The sequence below is a fragment of the bacterium genome (assembly GCA_041649255.1).
Lineage (GTDB): Bacteria > Hydrothermota > UBA3073 > JACQXS01 > JAQTXJ01 > JAQTXJ01.
In genome coordinates this window covers 30,226-44,289 of sequence record JBAZNK010000016.1, presented here as the reverse complement: position 1 = coordinate 44,289, position 14,064 = coordinate 30,226, and the positions used below count along the sequence as shown (strand labels likewise).

Sequence of the window (14,064 nt, the reverse complement as noted above, 5' to 3'; positions counted from 1 at the left end):
TTTTATTTCGTTATTGCAAAACTTGCATATCCTACGACATAACCTGTTTTTACTCCCGTAATATCACCGGAATTCGTTAAATTCAAAAGAGTTGTTTTGTTGTTTTGTAATTTTTTTTCTACAAGCATTGTAGTTACTATCGGCGCGCCCCCGCAGGCAGCACTGTTTTGATAAAAATGATTGTAAAATTCTTCTATGTTATTTGAAGCAATAAGCTTTGCTGATTCGGTTGTGCTTTTTTTGCACTCTTCATAATTATGCCCGTGATAAAAATCGGAAGAGGCTATAATCAGAACTTTTTTTGTGTTCCCTATAGCATTGAATATTGCGTCTGCAAGTATGTTGCAGGTTGAGAAGTCGTAGCTTCCCATACATATCGGCACAATTTTGAAATTATCAAGGGTTACCTGTAAGAAAGGAAGCATAACTTCTATTGAATGTTCCTCGAGATGGGGGTCTGTGGCATCAATAATGCGTGAATCGAAAGAAATAATCTTATCCGTTAGGTTTTTATCTATTTCTATATTTCCTAAAGGGGTTTTAAACTTGCCTTCGGGGTATACGGAGATTCCGTCAAAAACTGCGCTGTGAGACGGACCAATTATTATAACGGAATCGTATTGTTTGTTCTGGATTTGTTTAAATGCATAAGCTGCAGTTTTACCGGAATAAGTATATCCTGCATGTGGAACGATAAGAGCGTGAACATTTTCTTTTATGTCGGGAATGTTCTTGTCTTCAAAGAACGAAAGTATCATATTTTTTAACAGGGTGGGATTCCCCGGGTAAAACTGGTTTGCTACTACAGGTTCTCTATTCATATTATTCTCCAAATACTTGTGTTTTGTAGACAAGGAATTTTGCGCCTTGTTTCCAAGCATCTACAGGTAACCCGGCTTTTTGGGAAAGATAATAAAAAGTTTCTTCTTTTGTCCATTTTTGCTCTGTCGGGACTTCAGGCAAGAACGTAGATGCCCTGCCATTCTTCTCCATAATGATTCCGTGAACTCCGAGTTCGTATTCGCTGGTATCCTTTATTTCATAAACATTAGTGAGGTAGACGGATATTTTTATCTTTATGTTGGTAAGTTCTTTTTCTGTTAGCGGTGAAAACCTGAAATCCTGGAATGCCGATGCAAGCGCCATTTCCGGGACTAATTCGTAGAGCGGAGTGTCTGATTCGTGATGACCTATACAACCGCGGAGATCGTCATCTTTAGTAAGCAAAGTAACAAATACTCCTCTTTTTTCACTTAAAATAGGAAAAGCGGGTTTGAATTTTAATCTTTCTTTCTTTTTTGCATAACTTTCTATTGTGCTTCTTGCCATTTTGAGCAATTCCTTTTGTGCTTGAGCGTCTAACGGTTTGAATTCCGTTTTAGTGTTTTTTGTAAAAGCAAAACTGCTGTATCCCACAATCCACCCCCCTTTTTTACCTGTTACATCTCCCGAGTTTGTTTTATATAAAGGAATAACATTTGTTGCATTTAATTCTTTACATATAAGCATTAATGTAATTATTGGTGCACCTCCACAGGCTATATTTTTGTTTATTAATGCGGAATAAAAATTATTAATATCATATTGGGAAATTAAACTGCAAGCTTCGTTTACACTTGTTTTGCATTCTTCATAATCATAGCCATGATAAAGGTCAGAGGATGCTACAATAAGAATATTTTTCCCTTTAATTGTCTTAATAATGGCTTCTGCGAGGATTTTGCAGGTTTCGTAAGAATGGTCGGTCATGATTATTGGAACAATTTTGAAGTTGGGAGTAAGAGTCGCTTGTAAGAATGGAATTTCGGCTTCTACAGAATGCTCATCCGTGCCTGTTTCGGGTATGGGATAGAAGATTTTATCACAGGAGATAAGTTTTTTTGCGATAGAAGTATCTATATCTACAGTTCCGAGGGGAGTTTTATATCCATATGCACAATCTACATAAATCCCCCTAAGAGTTAAATCCGGGATGGTGTTACTTTTCGGCGGATGTTTTGGACCTATAATTATTACTGTTTCATAAGTTTTTCCGATAAGTTGTTTAAATGCATAAGCTGCAGTCTGTCCGGAGAAAGCGTATCCTGCGTGGGGTGCGATAATTCCATATACGTTATCTTTAATTATTTGCTCAGAGGGTACATTATTAAGGAATGTTTGGATTGTATTTTGTAATTCCGTTTTATCTGTAGGGTACCACATTCCTGCGACTGCAGGTTCCCTGATTAGTTTCTTTGGGGTATTTGTAGTACATCCGGATACTATTAAAACACCTAATAATATGAAACTTGATATCATCCGTGTCAATTTTTTGTTAAAATTCAATTTTATCTTTAATAAAGCACTCATAAAATTATGGGGATTCTTTATTTTGTCAATACATTTCAATGAAATTGATTAACTTGTGCAGATGTTAAAAAACATTAGTTGACAGGAAAAAATTCTTGATTATCATGGTAGCCTGTTTATTAAATATGGGAATCTTTTTGTTGTATAAAATCTAAAATTGAAAATAGTGAAAGTAAAAATATTATAAATAAATGTACGACTTAGAAGGAGGGGAGGCTAAATGGCTACGTTAAAGGAAAGATTGAAGGAACAAATCCCTGTAATGAAAGAGGACATCAAGGCAATGGTTAAGGCTCACGGGGATAAAGTTGTATCGCAGGTGACTCTTGCCCAGGTTTACGGAGGGATGAGAGGAGTAAAAGGTTTAATATGTGATACTTCGGATGTGCCACCTGAAAAAGGATTAATAATAAGAGGGCATCCGGTAGCAGATTTAGGAAGTAAATTGTCAGAAGAGGCTTTTTATTTATTATGCACGGGTGAATTACCCGATAAAGCTGCTATAGAAGATATGAAAGCAGAATTCCAAAAACGCGCAAAAGTTCCGGCTTATGTATGGGCCGTTTTAGAAGCATTACCTAAAGATGCACATCCTATGGCAATGTTCAATACTGCAGTTCTGGCGATGGAAAAAGAATCAATATTCAGAGACAAATATACCAAAGGAATGAGAAAAGAAGAATATTGGGACGCAACACTGGAAGATTGTTTGGATTTATTAGCTAAATTACCCGAAATTGCAGCGGGAATATATAGAATGAAATTTGGAAAAGGCAAAAAGATTCCATCGGATCCTAAATTAGACTGGGCTGCAAATTATGCTCATATGATGGGAATAGATAGTCCAGATTTTGCAGATTTAATGCGTCTTTATATGGTTTTACATTCTGACCATGAAGGTGGAAACGTAAGCGCACACACCTGTCATTGCGTAAGTTCCGCATTGTCAGATCCTTATTATGCAATATCCGCAGGATTAAATGGATTAGCAGGCCCGTTACACGGATTAGCAAATCAGGAATGTCTTGGTTGGATTCTTATGGTAAAAGATAAATTCGGTGGAGTACCAAGCGATGAACAGTTACGTCAGTTTGCATGGGATACGCTTAATTCAGGTAAAGTTGTCCCGGGTTATGGACATGCAGTATTAAGAATTACAGACCCGAGATTTGCTGCTTTCAAAGCTTTTGGTAAGAAAGCTTGCCCGAATGACCCGATATTCCAGATAGTGGAAAAAGTATATGACATCGTTCCGAAGGTATTGACGGAACATGGCAAAGCAAAAGATCCATGGCCAAACGTTGATGCAGCATCCGGAAGCTTGTTATATTTCTTCGGAGTCAAGGAATTTGAATATTATACGGTATTGTTCGGAGTATCAAGAGCGCTCGGAATGTGCGCACAACTTGTTATGAGCAGAGCATGGGGCGAATCAATAGAGAGACCGAAATCCGTTACCACAAAATGGATGAAAGATAATATAGCAAAATAAGTTGTTTTTAAAACGAGCCTTGTAGAATTTTATATTTTACGAGGCTCGTTTTTTTGTTGCCTGTTCCCTACATAAAAGATGATAATATTCAATAGAATGTTTCGTACTCCGGATAAGTGGTTTTAGATGTCCTGCGACTTTTCTTTTATTGCCTGCGCGATTGCTGCCTGCCCAAGCGATATTCCGCCGTCATTCGGAGGCACAATCGAATGCGTATAAACTTCAAAGTCCTCTTCTTTTAATAATTTAACGGTAATTTCAGTTAGGACTTTATTTTGAAATACACCGCCAGATAACGCTACTCTACTTATAGCATATTTATTTCGTATGTTTATACACCCGTCTTTTACTATATGAGCCATTGTAGAATGAAACCTTGCAGATATTTTTGCAGGAGTTGACTTTCCGACTTTAGTTATTATTTCAATGATAGCAGGAGAAATATCTATTGTATCACAAGCATCTCCGCCTTTTGCGGAGTCCGCTGTGGCGTTGACTTGCTTGTGGTTAGAAGTTTCAAGCTGGAAGTTTGAGTTACTTTTATCCCTCAAGCTGGAAGCTTGAGTTACTATTTTGTAAGTATAAGGTTTGGGGACATAGCACGCTATGTCCCTACAGTTTATATGTTCCTCTGCCAATTTTTCAAGTTTCATCGCGGATTCACCTTCACAGGTATTTAATTGGCATACTTCCGTTATAGCGGCTACTGCGTCAAAAATCCTGCCTACGCTTGAACTTATCGGGCAATTGAACTTATTTTCAAGCATTTTATAAATTAGGTCGGAGTTTTTCCATTTAGAGATAAGTTTTTTACATTTTTCTCCATCCGCCATAGCTGGATCACCGCCTGAGCGGGATGTACCATCTACGATATGGCGGGATGTTCCATATATATCAAACAGGTAGCTGATTGCCATTCGGCCGGTTTCAGCGGAAGCAATATCGCCTCCCGGGAGCCCCACATACTTAAAATGCATTATTCGTTCAAAATCCTTATATGTGCAGAGTAAAAATTCCCCACCCCATGTATTTCCATCCGTTCCGTATCCTGTTCCGTCAAATGCTACGCCAATCACTTGCGAATCAATGTTATTCTCTGCCATACAGCTTGCAATATGTGCCCAATGATGTTGAATGCCTATTTTAGTAATGCCTTTCTCCGATAACTCCAATGCATATTTTGTTGATAAATATTCGGGATGTAAATCATAAGCGATTATATCAGGCGATATCTTGAAAAGTTTTTTGAAATGTTCAATCGTAGATGTAAACATCTCATAATTTTCATAGTTCTTCAAGTCTCCTATATGCTGGGATAAAAACGCAAAATTCTCTCTTGTAATACAAAAAGTGTTTTTCAGTTCTGCTCCAACGGCAAGTATGGATGGAGAACTAAAAGGAAGCTTTATAGGTAAAGGCGCGTATCCTCTTGCTCTCCGGAATATAACAGGTTTGTCCGTTATGAATTTTACTACGGAATCATCGCATCTGACTTCAATCGGGCGGTTGTGAAGTAAAAAGTGTTTGGTAAATTTTGATAATTTAGTTTTTGCTCCAGTGTTATCCTTGATTAAAGGCTCATCCGTTATGTTTCCGCTCGTGGCTACAATGCATAGAAATTTGTCGGCAATCAAGTAATGCAGAGGTGTATAAGCTAACATAACGCCGATATAATTATTATCGGGAGCTATTGATTTGGCTATTTTGCTGTCCCTTTTTTTCTTTAACAGCACTATTGGTGCTTTATTAGAAGTTAATAATTCTTCTTCCGATTTGGAAACTTCTGCAAATTGTTTTACTTTATCTATACTTGAGCACATCACTGCAAAAGGCTTAAACGGTCTGGATTTTAATTTCCGCAGTTTGTTAACGGCAGATTCATTCGTAGCATCGCATACAAGATGAAATCCGCCAATCCCTTTAAGAGCTATGATTTCCCCTTTTGTTAATAAGTTGATGGTTTCAGTCAACGCTTTATTCCCTGATTTTTTGGATATTTCCACGTCAGGTCCGCATACATAACAGGCATTGGGTTGAGCGTGGTATCTTCTGTTTTTTATGTTGTGGTATTCGTCAGAACAGTTGTTGCACATAGTAAATTTCTGCATAGTAGTATTTTTACGGTCGTACGGGATGTTTTTGATAATAGTAAAACGGGGTCCGCAATTTATGCAATTTATAAAAGGATAATTATGCCTTCTATCTTTAGGGTTTTGTAGCTCTTTTAGGCATTCGTCGCAAATAGCAATGTCCGGCGGAATGAGAACAAAATCGGTTCCGGTTTCATCGCTTGTGTCTATTTTAAATTCCTTAAATGATTTTGGTTGTTTGAAAAATAGTTCTTTTTCGAGTATATTAGCAAGAGCCGGGGAATCTTTCCCATCTAAGGTATCAAAAAACAATAATACATCAATTAAATTTCCTTCTACCCATAATTTTACTCCGCCGGGAAAATTTTTTGCCCTGCCTTTCAGTGAGAATTTATTTGATGACTTGTGGAGGTAAGGTCTCATTCCTACTCCCTGAACTAATCCTTTTAATATTATTTCTGCGCCTATTTTATTGGAAGACAGTAATTTTATGGATTCTTTAACTTCAGGGCTTATAGGGGCTCCGAAGTTGGTGCTTTTTGCTTGAATTCCGATTACGAAAACTTGTGTTTTGATTTCGGTTTTAATCCAGTTTATAATGTAGTCTAATGAAAGACTGTGTGTGGAAATGGAATTAGTATCTATATTATTTAGATTGAGAAGTTTGATAGTTCCGGGTGGAGCATTAAAGATTCCCGCATCAACGAATATAAGCACATCGGGAGATTCTTTTATTATTTTCCCGAGATAGTTTTCGGGAACAGTCCCGCAGTCCCATAACAAAACCTCATTGTTCTTATCTGTTAATTTTGATTTTTTATTTTTAATTTTTGATATGAATATGGGGCCTGCGCCATCATCGCCTTTAAGAGGATTACCTATGCCAACAAAAGCTATTTTCATTTTATAATTGTAAGTTTCTTATTAGTTCTTGCCCCATTGGCATTCAAGGTTAGGAAATATATTCCTGTTTTTAGTTCTTTTGCGTTCAGGTTAATGCTATAACTACTAGCAGGTTTTTGTTCATTTAATAGAGTTTTGACAGTTCTGCCTGAGATGTCGCAAATTGAGAGAGAAACTTTAGATTTAAGTGTGAGAGAATAGTTAATGGTTGTATTTTCAATAAATGGATTTTTAAATATTTCCATATTTAATTTTTGATTTTTAATATTTGAGTTTTCTTCAATTCCAGTTTCCGGTTTAAGTCTGATAAGATAAACATCTTCATAGTCGTCCCCATAAGTTGCTCCGGCGACAATAAATCCTCTGTCCCTTGTTTCAGAAACAGAACAACCCCATTCACTCTCAGCCCCACCGATAGTTTTAGTCCATAAAGTATCGCCCGAAGAATTTGTTCGGATAAGATAAACATCAAAATGACCTGCACCAAAAGAAACTGTCTTCGCAGCAATAATAAACCCGCTGTCCTGTGTTTCAGAAACAGATTCTCCCCAATCATCTTTAGCCCCGCCATAAGTTCTTGTACACAAAGTATCGCCCGAAGAATTTGTTTTAATAAGATAAACATCGTGTCCGCCTGCACCAAAAGAGGATGTTGTCCCAACCATAATAAAGCCATTGTCTTGCGTTTCAGAAACAGAATAGCATCCATCATTGTCAGTTCCGCCGAAAGCGCGGGTCCATAGAGTATCTCCCGAAGAATTTGTCCTGACCAAATAGACATTTGAATAATTGGGAGAGCCTATACCAAAAGAGTTTGTTGTTCCAACAATAATAAACCCACTGTCCTGCGTTTCGGAAACAGACCAGCCAGAATTCCCAGTCGCTCCGCCAAAAGTTTTAGTCCAGAGAGCATCTCCTGAAGAATTTGTCTTGACCAAATAGACATTTGAATAATTGGGAGAGCCTGCGCCAAATGAAGTTGTTTCTCCTGTTATAATAAAACCACCATCATATGTTTTGGAAACAGACCAGCCACACTCGCCCTTTGTTCCACCATAAGTTCTTGTCCATAACGTATCTCCCAATGAATTTGTTCTGACAAGATAGGCATTTGAATAACTGGGAGCGCCTGCACCAAATGAGAAAGTTTCTCCAACGATAACAAACCCACTATCCTGCGTTTCGGAAACACAATAACCATTATTCAATAGATGTCCACCATAAGTTCTTGTCCAAAGTGTGTCGCCCGAAGAATTTGTTTTTATAAGATAAAAATTTTGAGAACCTACACCAAAGGAAGCCGTCCATCCGGAAACAACAATCCCGCCATCTTGCGTTTCTAAAACAGAATTACCCCAATCATTATCAGTCCCACCATAAGTTCTTGTCCAAAGGGTGTCCGGCGCGCCTGCGAGCGCAAGATTAATAACTCCAATTACTCCCACAAAAATCCAAGCTCCTAATTTTTTATGCATAGTTGACTCCTTGTTGAAAAGTCAAACGATTTTTATTTTGATTTCTGAAAGCATTTCAGAAAATATAATAATACCAAACCACCTGAAGTGGAATAATTATCGCAATGTCCTTGCCTCACAACGAATAACGTTTAACTATTATACTAATAACGTTTCCCTTTACACCACTTCTCTTGGGTCGCTGATTTCGCCTCGTAATGCCGAATAAGCTACTGTAGCAGGTGAAGCCAGATAAACGAACGCGTCCGGGTTTCCCATTCTGCCCTTGAAATTACGGTTTGCAGTTGAAAGACAACTCTCATTGTCCCCGAGAATGCCTTCATGAACGCCTACACAAGGTCCACATCCGGGTCCCATTACTATTCCGCCTGCTTCGACGAAAGTTTCCAAAAGCCCTTCTCTTATGGCGGTTAGATATCCTTCTCTCGATGCCGGGACTATGATAAGTCTTTTATACGGTGCGATATGTTTGCCTTTTAAGATTTTTGCTGCTATATGCAAATCTTCCATCCTGCCGTTGGTGCAAGTCCCGATGACGAACTGATCTATTTTTGTCCCTTTTGCTTCGTCGATCGTTTTTGTATTATCAACCGTGTGCGGGAATGCTATTTGTGGAACGAGGGTTTTCGCGTCTATTTTAATTACTCTTTCATATTTTGCATCTTTATCGGCTTTGATTTCGCGGTATTTATCTTCCCTGCCGTATAACTTAAGCCACGCTTTTGTTTTTTCGTCCGATTCGCATAACCCTACTTTTGCGCCTGCTTCTACTGCCATATTTGACAAAACAAACCTTGAATCCATACTCATATCTTCAATTGCAGAACCGCAGAACTCAAGTGCTTTGTATGTAGCACCGTCTGCTCCGATCATCCCTATAAGATAAAGTATAACGTCTTTTGAATAAACGCCTTTCTGAAATTTACCGGTTACTTCTATCTTAAAGGTTTCCGGGACTTTAAACCATGTTCTGCCGAGCGCCATCCCCAAACCTACGTCCGTTGACCCCATACCCGTTGCAAAAGCGCAAAGAGCACCTGATGTGCAGGTATGCGAATCTGAACCGATTACTACGTCCCCCGGGTTGACGAATGATTCTATTAGTCTTTGATGAATTACGCCATCGCCTACATCTGAAAGTGTTGCACCCATATTTTTGCAGAACTCTCTAATCACGATATGGTCATTTGATAATTCTTTTCTTGGTGAAGGTGCGGCATGGTCTATAAAAAGGATTGCCCGGTCAGCTAATAACTTTTTCAATCCCATACTTTGAATTTTTTTAATGGCAAGTGGACCTGTGCCATCCTGAAAAGCGGCAACGTCAACTTTCGATATGACGAGGTTACCTGCTTTTGCATCGGTTCCGCTTTTTTCAGATAATAACTTTTCTGCTAATGTTTTACCCATCTCTCCTCCTATTCTTTAAATTCCCAGCAAAGCTGGATAAAAAATCCTAATCCCCACCTTGGCGGGGAAAGGGTTTCTAAAAATATTAAATATCAAAAATCAAATATCCCCTGTGCTATCAGTGTTTCTGACTTATCCAGCTTAGCTGCGATTGACATTCTTAGTTCCATTATTATCCGTGTTAATCTGTGTCCTTTATCCGTGGCTATCATCTCTGTGTTTTTGTTCATTATTTCAAAGACTTTTGTGTTACTTTAGCAATTAAACAACTATCTGGCAAGGGAAATTTTATATTTAATGCTGTTTCTTTACTGCATTTTATCTCTAACTCCTTTCCCCACGTCTGTGGAGTGAATCCAACAACCTCTTTATCACACAATATTGCTATCTTAGTCGTTTCAGGCAAAGTAGTATTGAATTTAAGCTTAATACCTGTTTGCCCAGAATCAATTTCAGCACCTATTAATTTAGCGTCTATCTTGTTTTTCAATAAAATTGGCTTAGTCGGTTCATTGTTTACGAAACAAATATCTTTTTCCTCGGAAGAGGACAATTCATAAATGGATTGTTTTGGATATTCTGCAATATAAAGCTCTGTTTTGCCCGATTGAAATAACTTTCCCGGTAATTCGTTTTCCGAATAAAACTTAAATATTATGTCCGTATCTTTTGATTCAGAATATACTATTTCAATTCCATAGGATTCCAATCTTTTTTTCAAAATATTAATTACCTCTTTTGGTTTATTTGTATCTATTGTTAAGCTCCATAACTTACTTTTCGGGCTGCGAATATAAAACTTTTTCCCCGTGTTTTTTATTGTCATACTCCACGATGCCGTTTCTGTTTTTGCAATCACTTTAACGGGCATTAGAGTTTTATTGTCTATGTAAACAAAACCTTGTGTAGTTTCAGGTTTGTCCATAGAAGAGGGATCCATAAATAATAAATTTGGTGTAAAAGTATATACAAAAACTCCGTTTTTTTGTTCTGTTAGTTTAAAATCTTTCTGTCCGCATATAGTTTTGAGTAATTCAATGGGTTGCGTATCAAAGGTTCTCGTGTCTGTTTGCCACTTTCCTTTTACCTGACTGTATTCCATCTCATCTATGCCGATAAGTTTGTTTTTTTCTTTTTCCGCACCAAGTTTACGTGTTATATTAACCTGAGTTTTGTTGTTTAAGCTAATGCCTTTTGAAGTCCCGGAGACATTCGGGTTTTTAAATTCTATTTTAAACTCAAATCCAGTTTGATAAAGCGAATCTATCGTTTGCATTACGCCATCCGGAGATATTGGTTCTTCTGCCTGTCTGATTTGGTCTTTAGGCATACAGCCTGAAAGTCCCAACATCAATATTGTTATAAAAGCTATCCAATTTTTCATATGTTATCCATTAAATTTCTTTTTAGGACGCACCTGCCAAACAGAACGGCAGGCAGGGATTTCCGCAGATTCCCATGATTTTTGAATTTTTTCTGCGATTATCATTTCTGTTTTATCCTTATCTAGTTTTTCTTTTTTGTTGTCTTTTAGTGTCTAAACTATTTGTTTTGTTTATCCTGCTTATCTGCGTTCATCTGCGTCCAATTTCTCTTGTCTGTTTGTTTCTTTGTTTCTTTATCTATCCAGTCTAAATAATTTTTATTTCCTGCAATTATAGATGTAGCAATTATTTCAGGAACGGTATAAGTATGAAGTTTTTTAATTTCCGCTTCAAGTTGCGTATAAAGAGATTTTTTCGTCTTCATAATACATAACCACTCTTTGGATGTAGTAAGCTTATTTTTCCACCAGTATTTGCTAATTATTGGACCTACAATCTGGGCACAGGCACATAACCTTTTTGATACGACAGTTTTTGTAATTTCCATTGCCTTTTTTTTGCTGTCGATAGTGGTAATTACCTGAATATATTTTTCTATCATTTTATATCGTTTTAACTTGAAAAAACATAAATTCTATCGCTGGGTAGATGAGAGCCTCTGCTCTCATCGGTTGGAGCGGCCCTGCAGAGCTGGATAAGTTAGAGTAACGTTCCTTTTATCACGAACTCTAACTAAACGGCTCCAACCTACCCTTTAAAGGACAATTCAAAAGATATTACAGGGTTAAATAACCTGACTTTATAATAAAGTCAAATAAAAAAGTTTTTTCTTTGTAGGGGCGAACCAGAGTTTATCCCGAAGAAGTCGAAGATCCCGTTGTGGCGGTGGGCGGGATGTTCGCCCGTTCTTTTATTTATTGGTAGCTGGGGGCTTTCTTGTCCGCCTTTTTTTGGAGGATATGTCCCAGTATATTTCCCCCCGTCCTCCCCCCAACAAATCATTTGACAAAGAAACTAAAAATACATATTCATTATAATAGACACAAGGGGGAATTATGAAATATGGGTTTATAAGTTTGTTTTTAATATTAAGTGGTTATGTTTTCGGGGCGGACAATTCTATCATAGTAAAGCCCATAAGCAAAAACATTTCTAAATCATCCGCAATAGAAGTAATTCCTGAAAGTTTGGTATTCCGCATAGATTCAAGTAGTTATAAATGTGAAAGCAAAACTATAACAAAAAAAGAAATAGAACTTCCCAATATGGATACTCTATGGGCAAAAGAAGATTACTGGAAAGATATTACACCCGGGAAAGTAATAATTACTTATAACTCTTCTGTTGATGTTCATAATGCGACGTATAAAGAATTAGGTATACTTGATAAAAGCATAACAATCGTTGATAAGGGATTGAGCCCGCTTAATTTTATAGTCGTTGATGTCCCCGGGAATCTTGATAATGTGAAAAGTTTTATGCAAATTATGAAGAATAATCCTTGCGTAAAATTCGTAGAACCCGAGAGACCTATGCATATTTTAGCTACCCCGAATGATACGTATTACGGCGGTTATCAATGGGATAAAAGGTTGCTTAATTGTCCGGCAGCATGGGATTTAGGATATGGAAGTATGGATATTTCCATTGCGGTAATTGACCAGGGCTCAGACTATAATCATCAGGATTTATCTGCTCACTACAAAACCGATACATTGGGATACGATTTTCTCGATAATGATAACAACCCTGTTCCTCTTGATACACTTGAAGCCCATGGTACACACTGTTCCGGAGTTGCGGCTGCCGTTATAGGCAATGGCAAAGGAATTGCCGGAATATCCAATTCAAGGCTTTATTCTTTAAGGGCGGGTAGTTCAACAACCCTTCCTTCTGCTTCTTGTGCAAATTCTATCCAGTGGTGTGCCGATAGAAAAGTTCGCGTGATATCAATGAGCTGGGGCAATTATACGTTAGTGTCCCAAATTAGTCAAGCCTGTCTGAATGCTTGGAATGCAGGGTGTTTACTTGTATCCGCAACGGGAAATGACGGGACGACTCCTATGATGTATCCTGCAAGGCTTTCACAGGTAATAGCCGTAGGCGCTATAGACAGCACTAGCGCAAGATGGCAGTATAGTAATTACGGTTCGGAGACCGAACTTATTGCGCCGGGGGTAGGAGTTATTGGAACTATCCCGCTTCGCGGCGAAAACTCATATCAATTATTTGCAGGAACTTCAGAAGCCTGTCCGCAGGTTGCCGGTATAGCTGCGCTTGTTTTGTCTGCTAGCCCAACTCTTACAAATCAGGAAGTAAGAGATATTCTGGATTCAACCGCAACTGATCTCGGGACGGCAGGGAGAGATCAGTATCATGGTTATGGAAAACCGAATGCTTATGCTGCAGTCCAAAAAGCGCTTTCTATTTCCGGACCGCGGGATACCGCCGTATTGACAGTTAATAATAAAGATTCAGCCGCTGATAATTTAATAGTTTCCGGCATTACTAAATCAGCAAACTGGATAATATCTATAAGTCTTACGAGTTTTGGAGTTGCTCCGGGGGGGACAAGACAGGTAACGGTTGTTGCGGGTGGTGCTTTATCATCCGGTACTTATAAAGATACTTTATGGATTCATTCTAATGACCCCATTAATCCGTATCCTGTTCCTGTAACTCTTTTAGTTGGGATTGGCGTAGAAGAAAATAATGTAATCAGTCCTCTATCTCTTAAAGCTTTTTTCAATGCCAAGAACAAACAAATAGATATAAATTATTCTATTGTGTTACCTTCAAATGTAAAGTTAACTCTCCTTGATGCCGCAGGTAGAGTGGTGAAAAATATTCTTGAAAGCAGAAAAGCCCCCGGCAGTTATAATATGGCTATCAGCGCAAACGGACTTAAAACAGGTGTGTATTTTGTGGTCCTAAAAATGGACAATAAACAATTATCTCAAAAAGTAATTCTTATAAAATAGGGGCTGGATAGTAATCAAATTTTGTTTTTTCTCAGTGAC

At 38.0% G+C, this 14,064-nt stretch carries 10 protein-coding genes; 2 read left to right on the top strand and 8 right to left on the bottom strand.

The window, feature by feature from the left end:
* Positions 1-2: 2 nt before the first annotated feature.
* Positions 3-821 (bottom strand): AmmeMemoRadiSam system protein B, encoded by an 819-nt coding sequence (gene amrB, locus WC614_10990; GenBank protein ID MFA5033530.1) that lies wholly within the window; start codon positions 819-821, stop codon positions 3-5.
* 1 nt (position 822) lies between these two features.
* A complete protein-coding gene (gene amrB, locus WC614_10985; GenBank protein ID MFA5033529.1) occupies positions 823-2,349 on the bottom strand; it encodes an AmmeMemoRadiSam system protein B in 1,527 nt (508 codons plus the stop codon).
* A 220-nt stretch (positions 2,350-2,569) separates the two neighbouring features.
* Between amrB (WC614_10985) and WC614_10980 the strand changes: the two genes are divergently transcribed.
* Positions 2,570-3,841, top strand: a complete 1,272-nt coding sequence (locus WC614_10980) for a citrate (Si)-synthase (GenBank protein MFA5033528.1) — start codon at positions 2,570-2,572, stop codon at positions 3,839-3,841.
* A 122-nt stretch (positions 3,842-3,963) separates the two neighbouring features.
* Here WC614_10980 and hypF read toward each other — a convergent pair whose 3' ends face one another.
* The 6 genes from hypF to cutA all read right to left on the bottom strand — a co-directional run bounded on the left by hypF (position 3,964) and on the right by cutA (position 11,645).
* A complete protein-coding gene (gene hypF, locus WC614_10975; GenBank protein ID MFA5033527.1) occupies positions 3,964-6,834 on the bottom strand; it encodes a carbamoyltransferase HypF in 2,871 nt (956 codons plus the stop codon).
* Positions 6,831-8,309: a T9SS type A sorting domain-containing protein gene (locus tag WC614_10970; GenBank protein ID MFA5033526.1), complete on the bottom strand. Its 1,479-nt coding sequence runs from the start codon at positions 8,307-8,309 to the stop codon at positions 6,831-6,833. Before WC614_10970 ends, hypF begins: the two co-directional genes overlap by 4 nt.
* Positions 8,310-8,468: 159 nt before the next feature.
* A complete protein-coding gene (locus tag WC614_10965; GenBank protein ID MFA5033525.1) occupies positions 8,469-9,719 on the bottom strand; it encodes a 3-isopropylmalate dehydratase large subunit in 1,251 nt (416 codons plus the stop codon).
* Between the two features lie 92 nt (positions 9,720-9,811).
* A complete protein-coding gene (locus tag WC614_10960) occupies positions 9,812-9,949 on the bottom strand; it encodes a hypothetical protein (GenBank protein MFA5033524.1) in 138 nt (45 codons plus the stop codon).
* Positions 9,949-11,103 (bottom strand): hypothetical protein, encoded by a 1,155-nt coding sequence (locus WC614_10955; protein MFA5033523.1) that lies wholly within the window; start codon positions 11,101-11,103, stop codon positions 9,949-9,951. Before WC614_10955 ends, WC614_10960 begins: the two co-directional genes overlap by 1 nt.
* Before the next feature lie 158 nt (positions 11,104-11,261).
* Positions 11,262-11,645 (bottom strand): divalent-cation tolerance protein CutA, encoded by a 384-nt coding sequence (cutA, locus tag WC614_10950; protein MFA5033522.1) that lies wholly within the window; start codon positions 11,643-11,645, stop codon positions 11,262-11,264.
* A gap of 454 nt (positions 11,646-12,099) precedes the next feature.
* Here cutA and WC614_10945 point away from each other — a divergent pair, with 454 nt between their 5' ends.
* Complete coding sequence (locus WC614_10945; GenBank protein MFA5033521.1) at positions 12,100-14,025, top strand: S8 family peptidase; 1,926 nt, start codon at positions 12,100-12,102, stop codon at positions 14,023-14,025.
* The last annotated feature ends 39 nt before the right edge of the window (positions 14,026-14,064 follow it).